Here is a 26,490-nt window from a genome sequence, read left to right on the forward strand (position 1 = left end):
AATATGCGCGTTAACAATCTTTAACTTAAAGTCGGATTTGTGTTTTCTGTATTTAACCATAAAAAAAGCCCCCAAATAGTGTCTAACTTTTTGGGGGCAGTGCAACCATGAGCAGCCTCTTTGTATTAGTAGACCCAATGGTTACGACTGGATGATCTTTACCTATGGCATTCGTTTGAACAACTCCATGACCGTCGTTGCCGCCAATACGGAAGAGGCGGGATTTTGTCCGGTGATCAACTTACCATCGCGCACCACAAAAGGCAACCAGTTTTCTCCTTTCTGGTAATTGGCGCCGCGCATGCGCAACATGTCCTCCAGCAAAAAAGGAACGATATGGTCCAATTCTGCAGCTGATTCTTCTCCATTGGTAAAGGCTGCTACTCTCCTTCCCCGCACCAGCCAATCCCCATCGAGTCCTTTCACATATTTGAGGGCGGCGGGCGAATGGCACATCAGGGTCATGACCTTCCCTGCCCGATTAAAACTTTCGATCAATTTGATAGAATCCTGGTCTTCGGCCAGGTCCCACATGGGGCCGTGGCCGCCGGGGTAAAAAACAGTATCGAAGTCTTTTTCGTTCACACTACTGATCTTAACGGTATTTGCAATACGTTTGATCGTTTCGGGATCGTTGTAATAGCGCACCGTGGCCTCTGTTTGGTTTTCCTTTTCATTGCTCTTGGGGTCAATGGGCACCTGTCCGCCTTTGGGCGAAGCGATCACGATATCGATGCCGGCATCGCGAAATGTGTAATAGGGCGCTGCAAATTCCTCGATCCAGATACCTGTTTTACGATCGGTATTGCCCATCCTGTCGTGACTTGTGAGCACGAATAAGATCTTTTTGAGTTCCATGCTATACTGATTTATTGGTGAATAATAGTGTGTACTATAGGGCGTCGGCACCGGCCTGGGCCACCAGGTGGTCGTTTTGTACGGTGCTGCCGGAAGCGCCGATGGCGCCAATGATGTCTCCCTGTTGGTTCCGGATGGGGATACCGCCCGGCATGGTGATCATGCCGCCATTCGAATGCTCGATCTGGTAGGCAGGGCCGCCTGGTTGAGACATCCTTCCGATCTCGCCGGAGTTCGTGTCGAAATACCGGGCCGTTTTGGCCTTACGAAGCGCGATATCGATACTACCGATCCAGGCCTTGTCCATCCGGACAAAAGCTACGAGGTTCGCGCCTGCGTCGAGGATGGCAATGTTCATCAGCGTATTCAACTCGATGGCCTTTTCCCTGGCCGCCGCTATCGCGGTTTCGGCTTGTGCTAGTGTTATATTCATGGCTATACTTTCAGGTTTATGTAATACCGACAGTGCGGTTATTGTGAAATTACCACCAGCGGCAGCCCATTGCGAAGCACAAAACCGCCAGGCGGGCGAAATTACTTTTCAGGCGCCCCCTGATCGCCTCGAATGACTGGTAGTTGTGCGCCGTAGCAGCCAATGCGGAAATGCAACGGCCGCCTCTTGCGGGAGGCGGCCGTTGTATAGTCGGGCATCTATGGTAAGGAGATTATTCGGGTGGATGCAGCTTGGGCCGCAGGCGCGCCTTGGATTTGTTGAAGATATTGCCTTCTTTGACCTGGCCTTTGCGCATTTCTTTTTGTGCTTCGAGTGGCAGGTGGATCACCTCCTGGCATTGGGTGCTGCAGCAGTTTTCATATTTGGCAGCGCAGGCCTCACACTGGATAAACAGCAGGTGACAACCTTCATTCACACAGTTGGTGTGGGTGTCGGCCGGTTTACCGCACTGGTGGCATTTCGCGATCACGTCTTCGGTAATGCGCTCCCCCAGCCTGTCGTCGAAGACAAAATTCTTGCCGATGAATTTACTGTTATCACCGGTTTCTTTGATCTGCCGCGCATAGTTGATGATGCCCCCCTCGAGGTGAAATACATTTTTGAAACCATTGTGCAGCATATAGGCACTGGCTTTTTCGCAGCGAATGCCACCGGTGCAATACATGATGATGTTTTCTTCTTTTTTGTCTTTCAGCATATCCACGGCCATGGGCAGCTGATCCCGGAACGTGTCACTGGGCACTTCCAGGGCATTCTCGAAATGACCTACTTCGTATTCGTAGTGATTGCGCATGTCTACCACGATGGTGCCGGGTTGCTGTAGCAACTCGTTCATTTGGGTTGCGTTCACATACTTGCCCTTATTGGCCATATCGAAGGTGGGATCACTGATACCATCGGCCACGATCTTGTCGCGTACTTTGATCTTCAGCACCCAAAACGATTTGCCGTCATCGTCTACGGCGATATTCAGGCGCAGTCCATCGAGGGCCGGAATCGAGTACAGGTATTGCTGTAATGCCTCGAAACCGCTTTGCGGCACGCTGATCTGGGCGTTGATGCCTTCATGCGCCACATAGATCCGACCAAAGACCTTCAACCCTTGCAAGGCCGCGTACAGGTCATCACGGAAGATGGCGGGATCTGGAATGGGAAAATACTGGTAGAAGGAAATGGTTGTCCGGGGTTCGGTTTCCTGGTATAAACGCTCTTTCAGCTCCTTTTGGGAGACTCTGTTGTGTAAAAATGCCATGGGTAAAATTTTGCGACCGTATGCCTGACAGTCAAAATTTTTAAACGCCGCAAAGGTACGAAAAAAGGCCGGGTTCTGTTCGTGCCGCAGCTGACAGCCGGAGCGGGTAAATGGATGACCGTGGTCGCTATGGTTTGTGCTGGTAACGGGTTGAAGGAGATGCGGGGACGGGCTTGCAGGGGCTAAAAAAATAAAGGGCCAGGATAGACATCCAGCCCCGTTTCAAAATCCAATATCCTATGAAAAACCGAGATGGTTATTTCAATCCTCGTGCCATTTCGGTTTTAAAGGGGAAACGGCGTGCCAAACCGGGTTTTGGGTCCCAGTCAGGGAGTGGTTTTCCGGATTTGGGAATTTGGAAGAAAATGCAACCAGGCAACGAGGGAAAGGCAACCAGCGAAAGGCGCCAAGAAACATGGGGCGAAAGCTGTGATGTGCTCCTGGCGTTCAGCCGGTTGCCAAACAAAAGGCACCGGTACCCCGGTGCCTTATTATGAAGCAGTTCTAACTGTATCTACTGGATGCCTTGTCGCCTGGGGGCCTCGATGCCTGTTTCGCTTAATCAGGCAACTGAATCGCGCCTCCCAGCAGGCCGCCAAGCCCCAGGCGTACACCTACCTGACCCGTTTTGCCATTCAGGTAAGAGGCTACCACATCCACGCGCAGCACTTTGAAGATGTTCTCCAAGCCGCCAAAGACCTCCACATAGTTGTTTTTCCGGTCTACGAAGAAGGCATTGCTACCCCCTACCAGGTGCCAGTTGAGGCGGCGGAACAAGGGGATCTTATTGGTCAGGAATCCATTGAAATGATGCTCTACATGTCCTACTGCGTAAAAAGATGCTGTAGTACTGTTGGCATAATAGGGCGCCAGCTGGAAGCTGTTGAGGTATTTGCTGGCAAAGAACAGCTGGTTGCCGTTGAAGTGCTGGTAATCCTGTACCGGCACCTGCTTGTCATTGAGGAAGCCACCTACCGACAACCGGTATTTCAACGCGCCCCGCAATTTGAAATTGACATCATCCCACATGGAGAAATTCCATTTGTCGAAGTTTACATCGCTGCCGAGAATATTGTCGATGCCTTTTTTATAGGTCAGCGAGAATGTCGGGTATTTGGAGCCGATGGGGAACTTGTTGTTGGGATACTGTATATACCGCTGACCGGGTTGAAACTGAATACCGATACTGGCCACTACCGCCTGGTGCCGGGTAAACTGCTCGTCCATAAGTTCCTGCGGATAATTGGGCGTAAAAGGTTTGTCTTTATCCTTGAAGATGGAGAAGTCGGTGGTATTGTCGATGGGGATACGGTCTTCGTACAGCAGATCGGCCGTGAAGCGCAAGTCATTGTCGAACCGGTGGCTAAAGGTGAGCTTACCAAAATAATTTTCATAGATCTTCATGTAGTTGCGCCGGTCGAGCAAAGTATACAGGCTGTTCAGCAATGGCCGGATGGGGTTGTCCTGGTTAAACTGACTCACCCGTTTACCACCAGCGAGTGACCATACCGACCGGCTGGTCGTACCGCCATCTTCATCCCACGTGAAATTGCGCTTCCACCACTGCAGCGTAGCCCAGGCATTCAAATGCTGGTTGCTGAAGCCGTACCGCACGTGCGGGGTCAGACTGATGGTTTGCTTCGTCTTCGGGAAAGAGCGGGTGATCGTGGCTTCTGCATTCAATACCAGTCCTTCTACGGTATTGTATTGTACCTGCTTCAACAGGGGCTTCCAGTTAACGCTCAGCGGTGCTTTGGCGTTGTAATTATACCGGTTGAATCCGGTATACAATATCTTCCAGGGCGTGATCTTACCCTGCTTGCGGCGCATGGAATCCGTATAGGCTTTGGTATACACCGAGTCGCGGCGGTACTCACGCAAGCTGTCCTTGAATTTGTAGTCTTTCACTTCATCGAGTTCCAGCTGTACGGGGCGGATAGAATCCCAATAAGCCTTCGTTCTCTTGTTGACGCCCGTATCGTATTTAATGACCACATTGTTGAAGTACTTCTTATTGAAGGTGGGCGCTATTTCGTACTTGTTGTACACGTTGAGGAAGTTGCCGATGGCGTCGAAACCCATGATGTTGAAGGTGAAGTAAACTACCTGGTCTTTCGTTTGCCAGATATTGGGTGTCACCGGTACATGGATCTGTTTGATGCGCATGGTGTCCAGTATTTCCAGCTGCGATCTTTTGGTGAGGGTCAGCTCGAGGCTGTGAATGCGCCAGTCTCCTTCGGTGATGTTGATGGTGCCATTGAACAAGGGCTCGAAGTCGCGGCGGGCGATCACTTCGATCTGGTTGATCTCTTTGCCATCTTCCCAGAAAGAACCCAGGTATTTGTATTTATAATAATTAAGGGCTGCATCGGCAATGGGCGATACAAAGCCACGCGGGTTAAACTGTGACGTCAATACATTGACGTTGTTGTTATAGAAATTGATGAAGGTGGGGAAATTGAATCCATAACCACCGGAGCCACTTTCACGGCCCGACAATACTTCCAGTTTGATCTTGTCGGGTTTCTTGTAGGCGATCTTCGTGACCGATTCCGACAGGTGAATGATGCCTTTGCCGGCCGAGTCGACCCCCATATCCTTTTTGTCATTCTCTTCTATCTTCTGTCCCAGCACTTTTTTAGGCATCTTGCGGGTGCGTACCAGGGTTTTGATATAGGCTTCCGTTGTAAAAGAGTCAAGCGGCGCTACATAGTCCTTTTTCTTTTTGATAGCCTGGCGGATGATCTCATAGGCGGGATCTTCGGCATTGGCCCTTACCACCACTTCTCTCATCTCCGTTTGCTGTACGCCCAGTTCGAAGTTGACGGTCAGGGTGCTGGCAGTAACGGTGATGGTCTTTTCTGCTTTGGCATACCCTACATACTGGCACACCAATACATACTGCCCGGGAGCGAGATCCAGGAAGTAATTGCCCTGGCTACTGGTGGTGGTACCGATGGTCGTTCCCTTAACAAATAAGGAGGCATAGGGTAATGCTTCTCCCTGTTTATTCTTCACGCTACCGGTTACGCGGCCCGCCTGGGTAACAAATGCAAATAATAATAATGTGGTGAGGGTGAGTAAGGTTTTAATCATCAGCAGTGGTTATGCGGCGAAAATAATAGCTTTCCCTGCTGCTTGCATTGCTATGGCAGCAGGTTATCGAAGTTTTAACAAAAAGAGGAAAATGGGTATTACTCCTGTACCACGATGGTGTGGGCAGCCATATCGCCCGTGCGTTGTGATTTTTTGGAACTGCTGGCAACGATGAGGCCGACAAATGCATTGAACCCTCCAAGATGATAGGAGATGCTGCCATCCGTCCAGTCTCTGGTGGGAGTGCCATATTTATAGACAAAGACACCGAAAATGATAAAAACGATCAAGAAGTCGATCAAGGCGGCCAGGTACCGCTTGCCGGGTTTGGCGAGCACGAAGTTGGGGGTAAATGAAAGCAGGTCCTCCTGATTCGTCTGTGGGTGGTTGGAGTTTTACATGGGACAGGTTGATTGATGGCGCCTGTTTGGTATTGTCTATTTCTTGCGCACATAGCTACCAGTCAGTGCGGCAAAACCGGCTACCAGTGCTCCGGCAAAGGCAGTGATGAGGATAAGCAGCATAGTCGATCCGCCCAACGGAATGATGTTGGCGACTTTGCCCGATAAGATGTGCAGGTTCCGGATATCGATCCAGGTGGCGAGGCCACCCCACAGCAGGAACAGACCGAGAAATCCGGCGAGCCAGTTTTGCCAGGGCTTTTGAGGGATGCAAATAGCGACCACAAAAGCGGCAATGGCAAGACTCCACCAGCCCAGGTAGAGGCCGGCGGCAAAGCTCAATAAGGCGGTGAGTACAAGGGATACTGCAAATTTCATGTTCGGTATTTTCTACGTGTTGCTGGTTTTGATCAAACGGGGGTGATTACTTACTTGTTGAAGGTGATCGTATGCTTCACGGCTGCGTTCTTCTCATCACCTTCGGCCATCACCCACAACTTGTTGTATTCTCCGGCTACCCATTTGTCGATAAAATTATCGTAATACTTACTACCGGGATTGCCCTGTTGCCCACCGGGGTAGATGCCCCAGGCTTCCGTTTTATCGGTCAGGTGTACGATCATACGCCAACTGGGACCATGATATTGTTTGGTGGCATTGATAATATTATCCCCACCGCCGGCATTCAGGTGCAGGCGGCCAAGTGGTGCTACCGAGCGTGTCAGGTGCCGGATACCGGTATCCTTGTATTTGCCCCAGGGCAGCTTGCCTTCGGCGGCAGCTCTCTTAAGGAGCGGAATGGCTTTTTTGAAAGCGGTAGTGGTCACGTCGGCCAGGGTTTCCGTGGCTGTCGTCTTGATGTTGTCGACCGGGATAAAAAACGAATCCCTGAGCAAGCCTTCGATCAGGGTATAAGATTCGGGCGTCATATGAGGCTTGGCGACTCCTTCCAGCTCGTCGCTCCACACTTCTGCTTCCAACACTTTAAACCAGGTTTCGAATATTGTGGCGCCGGTCTCTGTCGCATCGTTGCGCAGGTTCCAGGCTTTAACGGTATCGAGGTAGCTTTTTTCTTCGTTGGTGAGCATGTGCTCTTTGATATTCTTCAGCAGTATGGGGCGGGCCATTTCGGCCATCACATTGTAGTTCTCCGTTTGCAGTTGTTTCATGTCATCTACCGTGATGCTGTACATGCTGCGCAGGCGATGGTTGATCTGGTAACCGCGGTACAGGTCGTAGCCCCCACTCTGGTACCACGGATACGTCGTATCGGTGGGTAACTGGTTGGCGCTGGCTACCCATTCTGCACCGGGGCCTACATGCGGATTGGCGGCCTGTGGAATGGTATCCTGCCATTTATAGGTATCATCTGTGCCCGGCATCACGAAATCGCCCTGTCTTTTCCATTTGGCCGGGAAGGCCCCTTGTTGCCAGATGGCCACCTCATTGTCTTTGCTGGCAAAGACAAAGTTTTGGGCCGGACAGCTGAAATGCCTGATCGCTTCCAGGTAGTCGGAATAGTTATTGGCCCGGTTAAGCTGGTAAAAGGTCTTGAATTCGTTGGAGCCGGTATGTGCCTGCCAGCGAACGGCGAGGTTGGTGACGGTGGTGGCACGGCCCCAGCCGGTGAAGGAGGCATCGTACTGTACGGGGCCAAAGGCGGTATAGGCCACGGTGTCTTTGACAACCGGTGCTCCTTTGACTTTGTACTCCTCTATGGTGATGGTCGTGGGCACCCAGGCACTGTCGTACCAATACTCCTGGCGCGTGTCGTCTTTGAATTTGATGGCATAATAATCTTTCACATCACGGCTGGCGTTGGTGACGCCCCAGGCGATGCGGTCCGTAAAGCCGATGATGATGGCGGGTGATCCGGGAAAGCTGGCGCCATAAGTATTGCTGGTCGGGGTATGCAATTGCATTTCATACCAAAGGGAAGGCAATGACAATCCCAGGTGCGGGTCATTACACAGGATGGGACGGCCGCTTTGTGTTTTTTGTCCGCTCACGGCCCAGTTGTTACTGCCATTGTCGGGATCGGGTTTGTCGATCGCGGCGATGTCGACGGTATTCTTCCATTGAAAATACAGCGAGTCGGCCGATGCCGGTGTTACCGGCAGGTTAGCCGGTGTCTCGAACACCGTTCCGCGGGGCACGATGGGGTCCAGCGAATCGGGTGCTACAGGATAGAATTTTGCAAACAGTTCCTGACTAAGGGCTGCTTTGGCGTTGGTATATTCTATATCGTTTTCAGACCCGGTGAGGTCGTAACTCATGTATTTGAGGAAGAGGGCCGTTTTGAGGTTGCTCCAATGTTCCGGACGGTAATTGAGCAGTCGGTATTCGAAAGGCAGGTTGCTGGGGTTGAGCTGGTCGATCCAGGCGTTGGCACCGGCGGTGTAGGCGTCCAGCACTTTTTTGGTATCGGCATCGTTTTCCATGACCTGGAGGGAGTTGGTAGCGGCGTATACCATACCGAGCCTGCGCATGTTGCGATCAAAGTTCAGTACCGTGCTATCTGCCCCCGCTCCTACGATCTCGCTCAACCTGCCCGCAGCGGCATGGGTCTGGAATTCCATTTGCCATAACCTGAATTTTGCATGGAGGTAACCTTGTATAAAGTACAGGTCTTCATCATTCTGTGCAAATACGTGGGGGACGAGGCGGTCGTCGAAATAGACGGCAGCTTTCTCCTTCAACTGGGGCAATTGGAGTTGGGCATCGTAGCTTTGGTCGATGGGTTCGGCATTTTGCCAGAACCCTTCCTGTGGGCTAAGGAAGCTGCCGAAAGGCGGCGCACTACCCATGGGAACACTTAAGGCAATGACCAGTCCAGTGGTCACGGCGGCCGAAATCAACAAGGGAACGAGTCTCATATTACCGGAAGGATTTAGAAATCGTTTAAAAGTAACACGAACTGGTAATACCACAAAATTGTATTGTGCGGCAAGTGATTACACTGCAATTTTACAAAACGTTTGAGGGAACATTTAAACAGTCGTCGTATTTTAATCGAATGCCTTTATGAAGCTGGATGACCTTCGGGTTGTCTATCGACCGGCCTCCGTAGGGCCGGTTTTTTTTGGTACGAGGGGCTGTTATCGTCAGCATTCACCCTGGTTTGGCGCCCATTGGGCGATGATTCTTTTCCATTCCCCGATGCTCTGTAGAGATTGGTCGACAAGTGCTTCACCGTTAGGAATATAGGCAGCACACTTTTTATTATAATTTATACGTTATAGGATTTGTAAGTTATTTTGAGCTGCCTTAACTTGCAGCTCTATCCAATTCCAAATCCCCCAAACTCGCTTAACATGAAAAAGTCATCTACCTCCAACAAGATCTTCCGCCTGAAAAAGTTTGCTGGTGTTACCCTCGTATGCTGCCTGTTTGTAGTAGGCCTCATTATGTAGGACCGGATCTTTCCTCCTTACTATATTATCAATGACTGTCCCGTTTGAACCGGGCTGCTCCTCGTTTATTGCCTGAACGGAAGGGTTTCCTTTTATGGTTGTACCTGCTCACCAGGTGGGTCAGGTGGTTTTACAGAGTTCCTGTATCAGCCGATCGACTTCTGTGGCGGTATTGAAGGCGTGCAACACGATGCGCAGTCTTTCACTGCCCTGAGGTACTGTGGGCGACTGGATGGGCCTTACGTCTAGTTGAGCTGCCTGTAACCGGGCTGCCACCCTGCGCACGGTTTCATTGCCGGGAATGATGACGACCTGAATGGGCGTTGTCGACGGTAGTTTTTGAAACGGTAGCGTAGCGGCCTGGAACTGTGCGATCAATTGTCGCAAGCGTTGTCTTTCTGCCTGCAATTGCGGTATCAATCCGTAAGCAGTACGAATGGCGGCGACGCTGCTTTCGGGTAGCGCAGTAGTATAAATGAAGGGACGGGAAAAATTGATGAGGTATTGTCGCAGGGTATCGCTGCCCAGTATCACGGCGCCATGGCAACCAACGGCCTTGCCGAAGGTGTGGACGCGGGCAAAGCAGTCGTCCTGCAGGCCCAATGCCTGCACCAGCCCCTGCCCTTTGGGGCCAACTACGCCGGTGGCATGTGCTTCGTCGACGATGAGGTGTGCACCGTATTGCCGGCAACTGTGCACCATGGCTGCGAGTGGCGCCTCGTCACCATCCATAGAGAAGACCGATTCGGTCACGACAAAGATATTGCCGGTGGCCGTCTGCAGTCTTTTATCCAACGCCGCCACGTCATTGTGGGCAAATGAAAAAGCGCGGGCGAAGCTGAGGCGGATGCCGTCGCGCAGCGAAGCGTGTATCAGGGTATCATAAATAATAGTGTCTCCCCGTTGTGGCACGCAACTCAGCAGGCCGAGGTTGGCATCGTAGCCTGAATTGAACAGCAGGGCTGCCGGTGCTTCATGAAAACCGGCCAGGAGGTTTTCCAATGCTTCGATGGCCGGGTAATTGCCGGCCAGCAGGCGCGACCCGCCCGACCCATGTGGTGCGGCAGCATCCTCGCTACTCATCGTTTTTTCGATCAGGCCGCCGTAGATCATGCCAAGGTAGTCGTTGGAACAGAAATCCGTTTTGCCTTCCGGCAGCCGGAGCTGTCGCAAAGATTGTGTGGCCTGTCGTTCCTGCAATGGCTGGTGGAGGAATGCTTCTTTCATGACGGCGCCGAAGCTACTGCTTTTTGCGGGCATCGATGCCGGAAAGGGTGCGTGGTTTTCTTTAACTTGCGCCCATGGAAACGAACGACGTCAAGAACATTCTTGGATTGCAGTTGCCGACCGACCCCCGTTGGGTAGACCTGGCCAGTATTTCGCTGGAGGACATCCTGACGGATCACGCTTATTGCGAGCAGAAAGCGGCCACCAGCTGTATATCCCTGATCCAGCGGTATAGTGAGAAAGAGAAACTGGTGCGTGAGTTGTCGCCGATCGTGACCGAAGAATGGGGGCATTTCCGCCTGGTGCTGGCCGAGCTCGACAAACGCAATTTAAAACTGGGGCGTCAGCGCCGCGATATGTATGTGAACGAGTTGATGAAGTTCGAGAAGAAAGGCGGCAATCCAGATGAGCGTTTCCTCGACAAGCTGCTGATCTTTGCACTGATCGAAGCCCGCAGCTGCGAGCGCTTCAAGCGCCTGAGCGAAGGACTGGAAGACCCCTACCTGCGCAAATTCTACCGCCGCTTTATGGAAAGTGAAGCGGGGCATTACCACCTGTTCATTGAATTGTCCGAAACCTATCTCGATAAGGCGATGGTGCGCACGCGCTGGCAGGAATGGCTGACGTACGAAGCGGAGATCATTCAGCACCTGGAGGTGCGCGGCGACCGGATGCATTAGATTTTCGGATGTATATTGCAGCCTTGTTAAAGCTGGATTCCATATCACTGGTTCAATTCAAGAACTACCAACAAACCTCTTTTTCTTTTCAGCAACGGATCGTTGGAATTGCCGGTAAAAATGGCGTGGGCAAGACCAACCTGCTCGATGCTATTTACTATTGTTGTTTTACCAAAAGCTATTTTGCGCGTTCCGATAGCCAAAATGTCTTACGCGGCGCGGCCGGTTTCCGCATCGAAGCGCATTTTACGTTGCAGGGTGAACCGTTGAAGATAGTTTGTATACTCCGGGAGAACGGTAAAAAAGAGTTCCTGGTCAATGACGAGCCTTACGAAAAGTTGGCGCAGCACATCGGGCGCCTGCCTTGTGTTATCATTGCACCCGACGACATTCAGATCATTACGGGTGGCAGTGAAGACCGGCGCCGGTTTCTGGATATGTTATTGTCGCAACTCGATGCCACCTACCTGCAGCAGCTGATCGACTACAACCGGGTGCTGCAGCAGCGCAACAGTTTCCTGAAATCCATTGCTGAAAAAAGATTGACCGATACGAGCCTGCTGGATGTGTACGATCGCCAGCTGGTGTACTATGGTAATTATGTGTTTGAAAAACGTCGGCAATTTTTGGCCGAATTTATCCCAGCCGTTCAACGTTCTTACCGGCATATTGCAGGGGTGGATGAACAATTGGACATTGATTACGAAAGTCAGCTGTTACAGCAACCACTCGCTGATCTGTTTTTCCGATTTCGGGAAAAAGATATTCTGTTGCAAAGAACTACTACGGGTATTCACAAGGACGATCTCGACATTCGCTTTCAGCAACAGCCTTTCAAGCAAATAGCCTCGCAGGGGCAACGCAAGAGTTTGTTGTTTGCACTCAAACTGGCTGAATTTGAAGCGCTAAAGACGGCGAAAGGATTCGCTCCCCTCCTGTTGCTCGATGATGTGTTCGAAAAGCTGGATGAGCAACGTATGCACAACCTGCTGGGTGAGGTATGTGTTAAAAACAAAGGGCAGCTTTTTATCAGCGATACGCACGCCGAACGAATCAACCGGCATTTCTCCCAACTCACCGACACTTTTCAGGTCATTGGTCTATAAACGTGTGGAAAAAACATTATTAAAACTTAAATTGGGTTATTAAAATCTGGTTATAAAAACGTATATTCACAATAAGGAGAAGAACGATTGCTTATGACTAATTCAATTGAGTCTATCATTTCCTTTTTGGAAGAGACTACCGACCCACGTGTTGCCTATTTTTCTTACACAAGCGATGAAGCTGGCGAGTCAGGCGCGATCAGTGCCAATAAAGAAGGGCTTCGTCTGTATGCACTGGAATTACTACAGAAATCGATGGAGATGGAACGAATGCCGCGGCAAAACAGTATGCTGCTGTGTCCACGTGAGTGGATGGTGAGTGAAACGGGTTATAACCTCATTAGTTGCGTAAGGCCTCAGTATCATGCCCGTGAAACGATCCTGCGCAACAGCGAACAAAATATGTATGCACCGGATAATCCGCGCGATCCCCGTTTCAGATTGTAAAGGTATTTCTTCCTAACTTGCACCCATGGGACAGTATTCGATGAGTGATGCGTTGAAGCATTTTATGAAGAACCCGCGTATCAAGGGTTCGATGCAGGCTTTGCAAATAGAAGATGTTTGGGAAAACCTGATGGGCAAAACCATTGCTAAATACACGGATAAGATCCAGATCTACGGTACTACTCTATACATTACCACCACTGTGGCTCCCCTCAAACAAGAATTGCTTTACCAAAAAGAGCAGATCGTAGCCCGCGTCAATGAAGCGTTGGGTGAAAACACCGTCAAAGAAGTAGTGATCAAATAAATTTATTGAAGTCTTACCCTGGGATCTACTACGCCATAGAGCATATCGGCGAGTATGTTGACCAGTATGAAGAAAAAGGATGTGATGAGTACAGACCCCATCACCACGGGAAAGTCGAGCTTTTCCAGGGCGTCTACCGTTACTTTTCCAATGCCTTTCCAACCGAAAATATACTCCACAAAAAAGGCGCCGGCCAGCAGTTCGGCAAACCAACCGGTGATTGCCGTGATGACCGGATTGAGTGCATTACGCAAAGCATGTTTCAAGATGACGGAGCGGCGGCTCAATCCTTTGGCATAAGCCGTACGGATATAATCCTGGTTGAGCACATCGAGCATGGAGCCGCGGGTTAACTGGGTAATGATCGCGAGTGGTCGTATGCCGAGGGTGAAGGAGGGCAAGATCAGGTTGCGAAGTTGCAGCTCACGGTGCCAGCCAGGTGGTGTGGTATCGAACAAGGTGCCCGTCATACCCAGGCCGGTATAATCGCTGAGTACAAATCCAAACAGGTAGGCGATGATGATGCCCATGAAGAACGATGGTGCCGATATACCAAGTACACTGGCGAAGATGGCGCTGGTATCCATCCAGGTATCCTTTTTCACGGCAGCGATGACACCGAGCGGTATCCCAATGGCAATCGCAATGAGTATGGCGGCCAGCGCCAGTACCAGGGTGCCGGGCAGGGCTTCCATCAATACCTGCCACACTTCTTTTTTTGTTTGGTACGAGCGGCGCAGGTAAGGCACTTTCAATCCCACCTTGGTGTCACCGCCGACAAACCAGCCTTTCAGTTGTTTTTTGTCGATCTCTTCCTGCGTATGAACGGCCACCGGCGACACGTCGTTGAGGTACAGTGCAAATTGTTTCCACACCGGCTGGTCGAGGTAGAGTTCCTTGCGAATGTTGTCGCGGGTGGCGGCATCGGCGCTCTGTCCGAGTATCAATCGTGAGGGATCACCAAAACCCTGAAACAGGAAGAACACCAATACGACCACCCCCAGCATTACCAGGAGGCCATAGATCATTCTTTTGGTGAAATACCCGATCAAATTGTTGTTGGTTGTTGGTGTACGGAAAGTTTACTGGCCGGCGGGCGGATTGGCTTTCAGGGCCATCAATACAGGCATGGCCCTGGCCAGGTCGGAATAACTCCATTTACCCACGATGGTGCCCTGTTTGATCAGGAACAGCGTAGGATTGGCGCGTGCCGCTGTTTTGAGGGCTACGGGATCGAGGTGCAGCGGCAACAGTTTTTGAAAAACGGCCGGTGACTGCGGATCGAGTACTTCCTCTACGGCGAGACTGGTGACCAGGAAGCCGCGGATATTTTTCTGGGTGGCGGTTTGCAGCAACACCTCCATGGCTTGCGTCCAATCGCCTTTGTTGTAATCGTGTTTCAGGAACAGGTATAGCTGGTAGCGGTCTTCCTGCAACAGGGCCTGTGTGGTGTCGTTCTTAAAGAAAGTTTGCAGCGAAAAATCGTTGATCTTGGGCGTTGCATTGCCTTTCCGTACCACCTTGTCGTACCGCTTCACGAATTTATACAGCGAATCGTCGAAATCGTCGGGGAACTGGGCAGCGGTAAACTCCACGTCTTTACCGTCTTTGTTGTACACGAAACTGATGACGGTACTATCGGGAATAGCTCCGGCAGGCACCTTCATTTTCTCGGGAATATTGTTGCCGATCTTGTAAGGCAGGCAATCTACCACCGGCAGGTGCAGCAGCACATACCATTGAATGGCGAATGAAAAGATGGTGGCAAAAAACAGGATCGCCACGCTGGCGAAACTGGGCATGGAAGGTTTGATCTTGTTGCGGTTGAGGAAGATCACGCCGATCAATACGAGCAGGATCAGGTCTTTCATGAAGGACTGATCCGCGGTGAGCGGAATACAATCACCAAAGCAACCACACTCGCGCACTTTATCGGAGAAATGAGCATATCCTGTCAGGAAGGTGAAAAAGACGATCAGGATCAACAGCAGCCAGCTGAACAGGCGCATCTGCCAGCCCACCAGTACTGCCACGCCGGCAATGATCTCGAAGGCGATCATCGCGACAGAAAAGGCCAGCGTATAATTATCCAGAAAACCCCATCCCCAGATCTCGAAGAACTCCTGCATTTTGTAGCTGAGGCCCAGGGGGTCATTGGCTTTTACCAATCCGGAGAAGATAAAGAGCACGCCTACGATGATCCGGGATATATTGAGGATGTATTTCATGTTTAAAACGGATAGCGATTAAGTACTGCAAGATAAGGGTTATGATCTTATTGCGGCGGTCGTGCTACCAATTCAAGCGGAGGCATACCCGATCCTCGGCGAAAATACCCCGATTCACATCGGTCGTGGCCGGTTGACCGGTAAGTAACATTTTGCAGGCTGTAACGTCATACGCAAACTAAATCTGTAAATCATGATGTATGTTCACGCGCGGCTCCTGCCGTTGTTGCTTGTTTTGCTGGCTTTTAACGGTGTACGCGCCCAGGGCCCTACCCCGCCCGATTTTGGACAATATGTCCGGGAGCAACATAAATTATTCACCGCCTTGTACGAAAAACGGGATGCTGCCGGGTATACCCGCCTGATGGACGGCTGGCTGCAGCGATACGCGCAATTACCCGATTCGCTGCAAAAGCAATTCAAGCCATCGCTGATCAATGTGTACTACCGACTGTCGTGCACGTACGCGCAGCTGCGCCAAAAAGGCCCGGCGCTGGACTACCTGCAACGCTCCATACAAGCGGGTAATAACAATTATTCTTATATGCAGCAGGATAGCGCCCTGAACGGATTGCGGCAGGATCCCCAATTTATCGCCCTGATGGAACCCTTGCGGGCCACGGGCGATTTTATGTACATACTGCGCCGGGGCGGTGCCTACAATGCCAAAGACCAACGTGCCTTGCCGGCTTTCACCTATCAATCGGCCGCCGACTCCAACCTGACCGCGCTGCGTACGGGATTCAACCTCGACTCCGTTGCCGGTAAAGGCAGTGAGGTATCGAAGGTGCTGAACCTGTTGCATTGGGTGCACGAACTGATCCCGCATGATGGTAATCACGAAAACCCGCCGGTGCGCAATGCCCTGGCGATGATCGGGGTCTGCAAGTCAGAAAAACGAGGCTTGAATTGCCGGGGCCTGTCGACCGTGTTGAACGAATGTTACCTTGCGATGGGCTTTAAATCGAGGTTGGTTACCTGCCTGCCGAAGGATAGCCTGGGTACCGATTTCGATTGTCATGTCATCAATGTCGTGTACATCCCGTCGTTGAAAAAATGGATCTGGACCGACCCTACCCAGGATGCCTATGTGATGAATGAAAAGGGCGACTTGCTCGACATCCGGGAAGTGCGGGAGCGATTGATCAACGGGCAGCCGCTGATCCTGAACCCCACGGCCAACTGGAACCACCAGGTATCCGCGGTGAAGGAACAGTACCTTTACCAGTATATGGCCAAGAACCTGTATAGGCTGCAATGTCCCGTCAACAGTAAGTACAATATGGAGCTCGGGGAGCCGGGTAAAACCATTCAGTACATTCAACTGCTGCCGCTGGATTATTTCAAACAGGATCCGGCCGTACGTACTTCGACTACCAAAAGCGGAACAAAGTATGAATATTATAACACCAATAACCCCGATGCCTTCTGGCAATTACCGTTATGAAAAAGCTACTAACACTTGCTGGCCTGCTGGCGATGGTCTATTGGGGATGGGGACAGGCCTCTGCGATCGATACGGTATTCCAGACGGGCGATACTGCTCCGACAGATTGGAACAATTATTCCACGAGCTATTTCCCCGACCTTAAAAAGCCCTATGTGGTGGCGGCTATACCCTCAAACGGTATCGACGAAAACGCCGGTAATACACCATTTGATGTAGCGCTGGGTAATTACCGTTTTCGTTCGCAGCTTGCTGTTACGGGCTATCAATTGTACGCCTATGATACTACGCCCGTGTATTTCCTGACGCCCAATTTGTACGAGGGCAATGCTGCTTTGTATGAATTCCGGATCGTTGAGAATGACGATCGGGTGATCAGGGATTGGAGCATGGTAACCCAGTTTGTACCCAATAAGATCAACCTGGGCGCATTGCAAGGCACTTATGGTTTTTTGGGAGGCTATGCAACCGGATTTGGCAATACCCTGTCGGTCGAGTTGCGCCTCAAAGGCGCCGATACGTTGTTGGCCGTATCGAAGGTGCGGTGGGTATCTACGCGCCCTTTGCTGGCAGCGATATTTACGGAGAGCGGATTTATCGATCGGATGCTTGATAATTCAGGCGATCAGCATATCGCCAACTTATTGTATGTCCAAGATGACACAGAGGGGGCAAAGTTCGATACAGTGCCTCGTATTCCTCCCAGTTGGACATTGCCGGCCGGAGAAACGGGGCTGGTATTCCAGATAAGGGCACGCGTTTTTCAGCAGGGAGCGTTGGAATGGCGGGTATTGCGGAACGGACATGCGATGGCCGATTGGAGGGGGAATGAATCGTTGAATGGGTATGTACGTGTCGATAAGCTCTCGCCGGGCGAATACAGACTTCAGCTACGCTACCACAAGAACCCGAGGAACATTACTTCCTATCCGTTTACCGTAGAGCCCGCCTGGTACCAAACCTGGGTTTTTAAGATCACTGCAGGTGTGCTGGCGGCGGCCACGATTGGCTTCCTGGTGATGGCGCTCAAACTGCGCCGGCAGCGCCGGGCTTTGCAGGCCGAGCAGGCCAAAAAGGAACGGGTGGAACTGGGCTTGCGGTCGGTGTACGCGCAACTGAACCCTCATTTTACGTTCAATGCTTTGTCCTCCATTCAGGGATTGATCAATAGCCAGGATATCAAAGGGGCCAATCATTACCTGTCGAACTTTGCCCAACTGGTACGTCGGTCCCTGGCGGATAGTGAGCAGAAGTTCATTCCCCTGCAGCAGGAACTGCAAACCCTGGAGATTTATCTGGGACTGGAAAAGTTACGTTTTAACTTTACCTACGCCATCCAATGGCCCGATGGTTTTCCGGTAACAACCGCCGAGATACCTTCGCTGTTGCTGCAACCCCTGGTGGAGAATGCCGTGAAGCATGGCGTATCTTCCCTGCATGACAAAGGAAGGATCGAGGTTACCGTGCAGGCAAGAGGCACCGATATGCTGATCAACGTGCGCGACAATGGTGCTGGCTTTGAGGTGGCTGCTGCGAAAAGCGGCTATGGATTGCAACTCACCCGTGACCGCATCCGGTTGTACAATGAAATGGCCGGACATGAGCAGATCACCCTGCACATCAGTCAGGCACCCACCGGCGGTACTGTTATTGACTTGTTGTTTAAAAACTGGCTGGCATGAACATGAAGGCGATCCTGGTAGATGATGAACCGAATAACCTGATCAACCTAGGGCAGTTGCTGCTGCAATATTGCCCCGGGGTGGAAGTGGTGGCTACGGCACTCCATGCGGTGGAGGCACGTGCGCTGATCTTGCAACATCAACCGGATCTGCTCTTTCTCGATATCCAGATGCCAGGGCAAAATGGGTTTGATCTGATCCGATCTCTACCGGCTATACAAGCGGAAGTGATCTTTGTAACGGCCTTTGACCAATATGCCATCCAGGCGGTGCGTTTTGCTGCCGTCGATTACCTGCTGAAGCCGGTGAACATCGAAGAGTTGCAGGCGGCCGTCGGCCGTGCCTGGGCACGTTGCCGCGACAAGCAACAGAACCTGCCCATCGAAAACCTGCTGCAATTGCTGAAAGCGGGTAAGGAGGAGCACCGGATCGCTATTACCACCCTGCGGGAAACCCGGTTTGTACGTACGGCCGATATCGTGCGGTGTGAGGCTTCCAACAACTATACGACGATCTTTATATCGGACGGGGAAAAGCTGGTGGCTTCCCGTCCGATCTTTGAATACGAAGAGTTGTTGCGCGACTATGGCTTTTTCCGCTGCCATCAATCGCACCTGGTCAACAAGCAGGTGGTGAAGAGCTGGGTGAAAGAAGATGGCGGCTATTTGTTGCTGGACAATGGGCAGCAGGTGCCGGTATCGCGCAATAAAAAAGAGCTGGTGATGGCAGCTCTTAAGATGTAAAAGTATTTGATCGGGAGCTTATCCCTTGTGTTTTCCTTCGGCGATCAGGATCAGCGCAAACGCTGAATAGTTGATGATGTCGACATAATTGGCATCGAGGCCTTCGCTGATGAGGGTCTTGCCATCATTGGCCATGATCTGCCGCATGCGCATCAGCTTCATCAGGATCAGGTCGGCAAAGCTTTCCTGGCTCATCTCTCTCCAGGCTTCTCCGTAATCGTGGTTCTTATCGAGCATGGTTGCTTTCACGAAGGCTGCCTTTTCTGTATAGGCTCTTTCTACGTCTGCTACCGGCATATCCTCCATGGCGCTGTTGTTAAGTTCCAGTTGGATCAGTCCGATGATGCCATAGTTGACCATGCCTTTAAATTCACCGGCGATATCATCCCCTACCCGTTGAGTCTTTTTCTCCTGGATGGTGCGGATGCGCTGTGCCTTGATGAAGATCTGGTCTACAATGGAGATGGGACGCAGCACGCGCCAGGCGGTGCCATAATCTTTGGTCTTTTTGATAAAGATGTCCCTGCACGATTGTACGGCTGCTTCGTATTGTTGAATGGTATTGCTCATAATGTGGCTTCCCCGGGTGGCAAATGCTGCCATCTTGTTACCTTTGGGCCGCCAAAAATAGCGAACAAAGACTAAATGTATACACTGAATTGTACAGGCAGGTTGCTGGTGGTCGACCGGCCACTGGTGATGGGCATCATGAACCTGACGCCCGATTCCTTTTATGCTGGCAGCCGCTACACCGAAACGGAGGTTTTGCAGCAGGCTGAGCGGATGATCGGTGAAGGGGCGTCCATACTGGATATCGGGGGGCAAAGTACCCGTCCCGGCAGTGAAAGAGTGCCGGTGGCCGTGGAACTGGAGCGGGTGACGGGCGCTATCCAGGCTATTCATGCGCGGTTTCCGGAAACGCCGGTCTCGATAGATACCTACTACGCCCGCGTGGCGGCTGAGGCGGTGGCGGCCGGAGCTTCCATCGTCAACGATGTGAGTGCGGGCACCGTCGATGCGGCGATGTATGAAACCGTGGGGCGATTACAAGTGCCCTATATCCTTATGCACAGCAAAGGCACGCTGGATACCCTGAAAAAGGAATTTACCTACGAGCACCTGAACAGGGAGGTATTGGATTTCTTTATCCGGGAAACGGCTGCCTGCCGGCAGGCGGGGATCAAAGACATCATTCTCGACCCGGGCTTTGGTTTTGGCAAGAACCATGTACAGAACCTGTCGCTGCTGAAGCAGCTGTCTGTATTCAAGCTGCTCGACCTGCCTGTGCTGGTGGGCCTTTCCCGCAAAAGAACCATCTGGAAGACCCTGGATATTACTGCGGAGGAATCGCTTAACGGTACCACGGTGATCAACACCATTAGCCTGGCCAACGGCGCACAAATCCTGCGGGTACATGATGTGCGCGAGGCGGTGCAGGCCGTGCGATTGTGGCAGGCTTACCAGGAGGCATAAACTATATGGGCTTTATACGACAATCCCTGTGTGGCTTTCGGGCTACACAGGGATTGTCTTTTTTTGATTATGCTGCAGGCATCACCGGTATGATGAAAGCGCCGCGTTCGGGTCCGGCCCCTACTACGGAAATGCAGATATTGTCACCGGCTTCGAGGATGCCGGCCTGCATATCATCATCGAGTAACTTGATGGTGCTGGTGCTGACGAGGTTACCGTACTTCACCACGTTGATGCCCATCTTGTCGCGGCTGATACCATGCTCTTTGATGAGTGTATCCAGGAAGGCATTGGTGAGCATGGGGCTCGCCTGGTGGGTATAGATCTTCTTCACGCGTGCGAGGTAATCAGGCTGTACCGACTGCAATTGCTGGTGATTGAGGGTCATGCCTTTGATGTAATACTCTTTGATCTTGGGACCTGCCATGGCGAAGCACGACAGGGCTTCGCAGTCTTCAGTGCCGGGAGGTGCCCAGGCGCCGCTGCCGGTGTAGTGAATGAGCGGATCGTCGAAACCGGCTTCCTGTCCGAAGTTGAGCGAGTCTCTCGAATAAAAAGAATACCCAGTAGCCTCTTCGCCCCTTTTCAGGACGACCGCCGAAACGCCATCGGAAAACAGGGCGGCCGACATCCACAGGGATTTGCCGTAAGGGTGCTGGCTGTTGTTCTTATAGACCGGCGTTTGCGTATACAGGCTACTGAGGCTATAGGATATCAGTAGTGTGTTTTTTGCTTTCATTTGTGTAGCGAGCGCGATGGCGCGGGCAAAGCCGGCGCAGCCTGCTCCCAGCAGTACGGGAACGATGTCATCACGTAATCCGATCTCTTTGTACAGCAAAAAGGCATCCTGATCGAGCTGTACCATGAAGGGTGAGCAGGTGACGATGATGGCGGCGTCGATCTCGTCGGCGCTGATGTTGGCGCGGCGCATGGCTTCTTTGGTCGTATCGATGACGACCTGTGGGTCTTTGAATACATCGGGCGCCCAGCTTTTGGATTTGATACCCAGGATCTTTTCGACCATTTTGCCGTCGAGGTATTTACCTTCGGATTGTCTGTCGGGTACTTTGTAGGCAGTGGCCCAGTCGTCGATGCTGATGGGGTCGGCTACAAAGGAAGCTACGCCCGTGATGGCGAGGTTGATGGTGTTCATGTTGCTTTTGCGTTTATTATATGGTTTCGAATGTTGTATGGCATGGCGTATCCTGACCGTGCTTACACGACCGGTGAACTATCCGTAAATTGATGTGAGCAGGCAATCGGGGTGGTGCATGGCGGGATGACGGGGTGTGGTCGGTTTCCCGGTGGATCAAGGTTTAACGGTATGCAATACAACTAAAAGTTCCGGGTAATGCACCTCCCTGTTTTAAGGGATTTTGTGGGGCGGGTGCTGAATGCGGGTGGATACCGTCGAGGGAGAGGATCGATGATGAATTTTATGGCTATATGGTGATGCGGGTATTGGAGGCAGGCTTCCTGCCATGGATTGACAAAAGGCTGCGCAATAACCCACATTTCTTCAGCGGCCTTTTTAAGGAAAGATAGTTTTACAGCAAAGCTATCCCTATCCGGCACCAGGGGGAGCCGAATGCTGTTGCTTGCGCCAGAGTGTCTACCGCGCTGTTTCGTTCATGTACCGGTCAAACGACAGCCGGCCGTTGCCGGCGATGAGGAAGTACACGAGTAATGCCAGCACGACCAGGGCCACGAGGATGGTCGCTACGGGTGTCCATAGACCGCCTGGTGCTCCAGCAAACAGGATCGCGCCAATAATGATCGGTAGCTGGATCAAACAGGCAAAGCGGGTCAGCACACCCAAAACCAGCAATACACCACCCAGCAGGTGCGCAAAGACGATCAGGTGCCCGATAGACAATAACCAGAAGGAATTGGCAGAAATATTGCCAGATATGCGCCCCAGCTCGGCGCTCATGTTCTCCAGAAAAACGATACCACGCCAGCCAAGAAATAAACCCAGGGCAATGCGGATAATGTCCACCCATTGCGGATGATGCGTATCACCCCAATGCTCCAGTTTTTGCATCAGTGTCATAGTGCATGTTTTAAGTTGAGGGAGAAAGAACTGCTTTTAAAGTTACGGTTAATTTATCGGTAATGCAGCAGCAGCAGGCTTTGGGTGCTAACTGTATATACGTAAAATAAACGGCTCTACCAAATTTGCAGGATGCGTGCAACTGTTTGAATTATACAATTCTTGCTTTGAATATTGTAAGTGGGGTGCCTGGGAATAGCAGTAATTTTAAGAAACAACTGTTATATGATCAATCTGCAGGTTAACAACAAACCGTATACGGTCGATGCACCGCCACAGATGCCCCTCTTATGGGTGTTGCGGGATATGCTGGGACTTACCGGCACCAAGTTTGGTTGCGGCATGGCACAATGTGGCGCGTGCACGATACACCTCAACGGAGAAGCGGTGCGCGCCTGTGTTACGCCACTATCGCGGGCAGTGGGTCAACCCATCACTACCATCGAAGGCCTCTCTTCGGATAACAACCATCCTTTGCAACGCGCCTGGTTACAGGAAGATGTTTTGCAATGTGGGTATTGTCAAAGTGGGCAATTGATGTCGGCGGCCGTTTTGCTGCGGGAGAATCCCAACCCAACCGACGACGATATCGATCATGCCATGAGTGGCAATATCTGCCGCTGCGGTACCTATCCACGTATTCGCAAAGCCATTCACCTGGCGGCACAATTACAACGCGAAGGAGGTAAATCATGAGCACTACCAAAGGTTACAGCAGGCGGAAGTTCCTGCAAACGACAACTGTTTTCTCCGGCGGATTGCTGATCCCCTTCTTCGTATCGGCAGGTGCCAAAAAGATGGCCCTGCTGGACGTATTAGGTGGCGGCGCTGCTACTGCGGAAGATACTTCGGCCATTGCCTTTGCACCCAATGCCTACCTGGGTATTGGCCGCGACAATACCATTCACATTATACTGGCCCACGTAGAAATGGGCCAGGGTATATGGACGACGCTTTCGATGCTGATTGCGGAAGAACTGGATTGTGATTTTACCAAAATGAAGATCGGCCATGCCCCGCCGGCAGCTCCTTATATACATCCCCTATTCGGTATTCAAATTACGGGCGGATCTTCGACGACCTGGTCCGAGTTTGACCGGTACCGCAAAGCGGGCGCTACGGCTCGTGCCTTATTGGTCACGGCAGCTGCGCAACAATGGGGGGTGGCACCGGAGACCTGCAGCACCGATGATGGCTATGTGATCCATGGCGATCAAAAACTGGCCTATGGTGCCCTGGCAGATGCAGCGGCCAAATTACCACCGCCCGCCGATATTCCGCTGAAGGAAGCGGGTGACTGGAAATACATCGGCAAGGGTGTCAAGCGCCTCGATACACCGGAGAAGATCAATGGCACGGCTAAGTTTGGTATGGACGTACAATTCCCCGGCTTGTTAACCGCGCTGGTACTGCGGGCACCGGTATTTGGTGCAAAGATGAAAAGCTTCGACGATAGCAAGACCAAAGCAGTATCTGGTGTGCGTAAAGTGGTGGCCGTGCCCTCGGGCGTAGCTGTGATCGGCGATCATTACTGGGCCGTGAAGCAGGGCCGTGACGTGTTGCAGGTAGAATGGGATATCGACCCGGCGTTGGCCTTCGACACCAAGCAACAGTGGGCTGCTTACCGCAAACTTGCGGAGCAGCCGGGTGCTTCGGCCGCCAAAGCGGGTGATGTGGTGGCGGGATTGAGCGGGGCTGTTTCTAAAATAGAAGCGGAATATACCCTTCCCTACCTGGCGCACGCCTGTATGGAGCCGATGAACTGTACCGTAAAAATAACGGGTGATAAATGTGAGATCTGGACCGGCACGCAAATGCCGGGCATCGATCAGGGCAATGCCGCGAAGGTATTGGGGTTCAAACCTGACCAGGTGGAGGTGCATACCATGTTCCTCGGCGGTGGCTTTGGCCGGCGGGCGACGGGACAATCCGATTTTGTGGTAGAGGCCGTAGAAGTGGCCAAAGCAAGCGGCGAAGCGGTGAAAACGGTGTGGAGCCGGGAGGACGATATGCGGGGTGGTTATTACCGGCCTGCCTTTATGCACAAAGTGCAGATCGGCTTGGGTCCCGATAAGATGCCCGTAGCCTGGTTACACCGCATCGTTGGCCAATCGATCATGGAGGGCACGCCTTTTGAAGCAGGTGTACAGAACGGGATCGATGGGGCCTCTGTAGAAGGGGTCAATGACTCGCCGTATATGAAACACGTGCCGCACCATTCGGTCGAATTGCATTCGCCGAAGAACAAGGTGCCGGTATTGTGGTGGCGTTCCGTGGGGCACACGCATACGGCTTTCGTGATGGAGACGATGATCGATGAACTGGCGCATGCGGCCGGCAAAGATCCGGTGGCCTACCGTAAGCTGTTGCTCAAGGAGCATCCACGGCCGTTGGCTGCCCTGACGATGGCCGCGGACAAAGCAGGTTGGGGCAAACCCTTGCCAGCTGGCCGATTCCGGGGTGTGGCGGTACACGATTCGTTTGGCAGTGCGGTCGCCCAGGTAGCAGAAGTATCGGTGGACAAGAAAGGCCAGGTGAAAGTGCACCGCGTGGTCTGTGCCATCGAGTGTGGACTGGCGGTAAACCCCGGCGGCGTCATAGCGCAAATGGAAAGTGGTATTGTCTTTGGGTTGACGGCCCTGTTGTATGGCAATATATCGATCGAGCAAGGCCGCGTGCAACAACGGAATTTTCATGATTACCGGATGGTGCGCATGCACGAAACACCGCAGATCGAGGTGTATATCGTGCCCAGTGCGGAGAAGATGGGCGGTGCCGGTGAACCTGGTGTGCCTCCCCTCGCACCGGCCGTGATCAATGCGGTCTATGCGGCTACCGGTAAGCGCATCCGGCAACTGCCGCTCGATCCGGCAAAGTTGTTGAAAGTATAATGCAACTGAAAGTTGAACCATAAATTATTGCTATGAAGCTACTATTCAAAGGAACCAGGTTGTTGCCTGTCTACGGTGTATGCGTGGCGGCTGCGGTGTCTGTCGCCGCTGCTGGTATCAAGCCAAGGAATGAGCATAAGGTGTTGCCGGAAAAGGCGTTCACGGTGAGGTCATTGTCGGCGGCTGATAGCGCGGCTTCGCAAGCGGCGTTCATGGATGTTTACAAAGTGCTGATGAGCCCGCGGTGTATGAACTGTCACCCGAGCGGAGAGGCGCCTCTGCAGGGCGATGACAGCCATCCGCATGTGATGGACGTGGCACGTGGCAAAGACGGTAAAGGAATGTATGCGCTCAAATGTGCGAATTGTCACCAGCCTGAAAATGTACCAGGGGCCAATATGCCACCCGGCAATCCCAATTGGCACCTGCCGCCAGCTGATATGAAAATGGTGTTTGAAGGCAAAACGCCGCGGCAACTCGCTCTGCAGTTGAAAGATCCCAAACAGAATGGACATAAAACGATGCAGCAACTGATCGAACACGTATCGCACGATAGCCTGGTGTTGTGGGGATGGAACCCGGGTGAAGGTAGAACCCTGCCGCCCCTCTCCCATGCTGTTTTTGCTGCCCGCTTCAAGGAATGGGTGGCAACAGGCGCCGTGGCTCCAAAATAATTGAGGCAACGTGATCATGGCTACCGGTGCGTAGTGCGGATAAAGCATTGCGCACTGG

At 52.1% G+C, this 26,490-nt stretch carries 24 protein-coding genes; 11 read left to right on the top strand and 13 right to left on the bottom strand.

Going from position 1 to position 26,490, the window contains the following annotated elements; translation table 11 throughout:
* Positions 1-162: 162 nt before the first annotated feature.
* The 8 genes from P2W70_RS14115 to P2W70_RS14150 all read right to left on the bottom strand — a co-directional run bounded on the left by P2W70_RS14115 (position 163) and on the right by P2W70_RS14150 (position 10,734).
* The gene (locus tag P2W70_RS14115) at positions 163-858 is read right to left on the bottom strand and encodes a type 1 glutamine amidotransferase domain-containing protein (RefSeq protein ID WP_276482124.1); all 696 of its coding nucleotides are present in this window, start codon (positions 856-858) and stop codon (positions 163-165) included.
* Positions 859-892: 34 nt separating this feature from the next.
* Positions 893-1,291: a GlcG/HbpS family heme-binding protein gene (locus P2W70_RS14120; RefSeq protein ID WP_276482125.1), complete on the bottom strand. Its 399-nt coding sequence runs from the start codon at positions 1,289-1,291 to the stop codon at positions 893-895.
* Positions 1,292-1,523: 232 nt separating this feature from the next.
* A complete protein-coding gene (trhO, locus tag P2W70_RS14125; RefSeq protein WP_276482126.1) occupies positions 1,524-2,564 on the bottom strand; it encodes an oxygen-dependent tRNA uridine(34) hydroxylase TrhO in 1,041 nt (346 codons plus the stop codon).
* Positions 2,565-3,122: 558 nt separating this feature from the next.
* A complete protein-coding gene (locus P2W70_RS14130; protein ID WP_276482127.1) occupies positions 3,123-5,660 on the bottom strand; it encodes a DUF5686 family protein in 2,538 nt (845 codons plus the stop codon).
* 98 nt (positions 5,661-5,758) lie between these two features.
* Positions 5,759-5,998 carry an RDD family protein gene (locus P2W70_RS14135; RefSeq protein WP_276482128.1) on the bottom strand — a complete coding sequence of 80 codons (240 nt, stop codon included), beginning with the start codon at positions 5,996-5,998 and terminating at the stop codon, positions 5,759-5,761.
* Between the two features lie 99 nt (positions 5,999-6,097).
* Positions 6,098-6,439 (bottom strand): hypothetical protein, encoded by a 342-nt coding sequence (locus tag P2W70_RS14140; protein ID WP_276482129.1) that lies wholly within the window; start codon positions 6,437-6,439, stop codon positions 6,098-6,100.
* A gap of 50 nt (positions 6,440-6,489) precedes the next feature.
* Positions 6,490-8,937 (bottom strand): penicillin acylase family protein, encoded by a 2,448-nt coding sequence (locus P2W70_RS14145; protein ID WP_276482130.1) that lies wholly within the window; start codon positions 8,935-8,937, stop codon positions 6,490-6,492.
* Between the two features lie 657 nt (positions 8,938-9,594).
* Positions 9,595-10,734 (bottom strand): aminotransferase class I/II-fold pyridoxal phosphate-dependent enzyme, encoded by a 1,140-nt coding sequence (locus P2W70_RS14150; RefSeq protein ID WP_276482131.1) that lies wholly within the window; start codon positions 10,732-10,734, stop codon positions 9,595-9,597.
* Positions 10,735-10,775: 41 nt separating this feature from the next.
* On the opposite strand from P2W70_RS14150, the gene P2W70_RS14155 reads away from it, so the two are divergent.
* From P2W70_RS14155 to P2W70_RS14170, 4 genes are all read left to right on the top strand, one after another.
* The gene (locus tag P2W70_RS14155; protein WP_276482132.1) at positions 10,776-11,381 is read left to right on the top strand and encodes a MiaE family protein; all 606 of its coding nucleotides are present in this window, start codon (positions 10,776-10,778) and stop codon (positions 11,379-11,381) included.
* Positions 11,382-11,404: 23 nt separating this feature from the next.
* The gene (gene recF, locus P2W70_RS14160; protein ID WP_276482133.1) at positions 11,405-12,487 is read left to right on the top strand and encodes a DNA replication/repair protein RecF; all 1,083 of its coding nucleotides are present in this window, start codon (positions 11,405-11,407) and stop codon (positions 12,485-12,487) included.
* Between the two features lie 93 nt (positions 12,488-12,580).
* Entirely contained in the window at positions 12,581-12,934 is a 354-nt protein-coding gene (locus tag P2W70_RS14165) for a hypothetical protein (RefSeq protein ID WP_276482134.1), read from the top strand.
* A gap of 25 nt (positions 12,935-12,959) precedes the next feature.
* Positions 12,960-13,241 (top strand): DciA family protein, encoded by a 282-nt coding sequence (locus P2W70_RS14170; protein ID WP_276482135.1) that lies wholly within the window; start codon positions 12,960-12,962, stop codon positions 13,239-13,241.
* 2 nt (positions 13,242-13,243) lie between these two features.
* Here the strand turns inward: P2W70_RS14170 and P2W70_RS14175 are convergent, their stop codons facing one another.
* Together P2W70_RS14175 and P2W70_RS14180 are read right to left on the bottom strand one after the other, a co-directional pair.
* A complete protein-coding gene (locus P2W70_RS14175; RefSeq protein WP_276482136.1) occupies positions 13,244-14,293 on the bottom strand; it encodes an ABC transporter permease in 1,050 nt (349 codons plus the stop codon).
* A gap of 30 nt (positions 14,294-14,323) precedes the next feature.
* The gene (locus tag P2W70_RS14180) at positions 14,324-15,469 is read right to left on the bottom strand and encodes a BT_3928 family protein (protein ID WP_276482137.1); all 1,146 of its coding nucleotides are present in this window, start codon (positions 15,467-15,469) and stop codon (positions 14,324-14,326) included.
* A 193-nt stretch (positions 15,470-15,662) separates the two neighbouring features.
* On the opposite strand from P2W70_RS14180, the gene P2W70_RS14185 reads away from it, so the two are divergent.
* Genes P2W70_RS14185 through P2W70_RS14195 form a run of 3 tightly spaced genes read left to right on the top strand, consistent with a single transcriptional unit; the run spans position 15,663 to position 19,341 of the window.
* On the top strand, positions 15,663-16,916 hold the full coding sequence (locus P2W70_RS14185; RefSeq protein ID WP_276482138.1) for a transglutaminase-like domain-containing protein: 1,254 nt from the start codon (positions 15,663-15,665) through the stop codon (positions 16,914-16,916).
* Positions 16,913-18,598: a sensor histidine kinase gene (locus P2W70_RS14190; RefSeq protein ID WP_276482139.1), complete on the top strand. Its 1,686-nt coding sequence runs from the start codon at positions 16,913-16,915 to the stop codon at positions 18,596-18,598. The genes P2W70_RS14185 and P2W70_RS14190 overlap by 4 nt, the downstream gene beginning before the upstream one ends.
* On the top strand, positions 18,595-19,341 hold the full coding sequence (locus P2W70_RS14195; RefSeq protein WP_276482140.1) for a LytR/AlgR family response regulator transcription factor: 747 nt from the start codon (positions 18,595-18,597) through the stop codon (positions 19,339-19,341). Before P2W70_RS14190 ends, P2W70_RS14195 begins: the two co-directional genes overlap by 4 nt.
* A gap of 18 nt (positions 19,342-19,359) precedes the next feature.
* Here P2W70_RS14195 and P2W70_RS14200 read toward each other — a convergent pair whose 3' ends face one another.
* On the bottom strand, positions 19,360-19,944 hold the full coding sequence (locus P2W70_RS14200; protein WP_276482141.1) for a DUF1599 domain-containing protein: 585 nt from the start codon (positions 19,942-19,944) through the stop codon (positions 19,360-19,362).
* Between the two features lie 42 nt (positions 19,945-19,986).
* Here P2W70_RS14200 and folP point away from each other — a divergent pair, with 42 nt between their 5' ends.
* Entirely contained in the window at positions 19,987-20,814 is an 828-nt protein-coding gene (gene folP / locus P2W70_RS14205; RefSeq protein ID WP_276482142.1) for a dihydropteroate synthase, read from the top strand.
* A 67-nt stretch (positions 20,815-20,881) separates the two neighbouring features.
* On the opposite strand, the gene P2W70_RS14210 is transcribed toward folP, so the two are convergent.
* Positions 20,882-21,967, bottom strand: coding sequence for a 3-oxoacyl-[acyl-carrier-protein] synthase III C-terminal domain-containing protein (locus P2W70_RS14210; protein WP_276482143.1), 1,086 nt, complete (start codon positions 21,965-21,967; stop codon positions 20,882-20,884).
* Positions 21,968-22,426: 459 nt separating this feature from the next.
* Positions 22,427-22,867 (bottom strand): DoxX family membrane protein, encoded by a 441-nt coding sequence (locus P2W70_RS14215; RefSeq protein WP_276482144.1) that lies wholly within the window; start codon positions 22,865-22,867, stop codon positions 22,427-22,429.
* 225 nt (positions 22,868-23,092) lie between these two features.
* Between P2W70_RS14215 and P2W70_RS14220 the strand changes: the two genes are divergently transcribed.
* From P2W70_RS14220 to P2W70_RS14230, 3 genes are read left to right on the top strand one after another with little or no spacing between them, the layout of a single operon-like run.
* Positions 23,093-23,563 (top strand): (2Fe-2S)-binding protein, encoded by a 471-nt coding sequence (locus P2W70_RS14220; protein WP_276482145.1) that lies wholly within the window; start codon positions 23,093-23,095, stop codon positions 23,561-23,563.
* Entirely contained in the window at positions 23,560-25,758 is a 2,199-nt protein-coding gene (locus P2W70_RS14225) for a xanthine dehydrogenase family protein molybdopterin-binding subunit (RefSeq protein ID WP_276482146.1), read from the top strand. Before P2W70_RS14220 ends, P2W70_RS14225 begins: the two co-directional genes overlap by 4 nt.
* Before the next feature lie 32 nt (positions 25,759-25,790).
* Positions 25,791-26,432 carry a hypothetical protein gene (locus P2W70_RS14230; RefSeq protein ID WP_276482147.1) on the top strand — a complete coding sequence of 214 codons (642 nt, stop codon included), beginning with the start codon at positions 25,791-25,793 and terminating at the stop codon, positions 26,430-26,432.
* The last annotated feature ends 58 nt before the right edge of the window (positions 26,433-26,490 follow it).

Source organism: Paraflavitalea pollutisoli (genome assembly GCF_029360705.1).
GTDB classification, from domain to species: Bacteria; Bacteroidota; Bacteroidia; order Chitinophagales; family Chitinophagaceae; genus Paraflavitalea; species Paraflavitalea pollutisoli.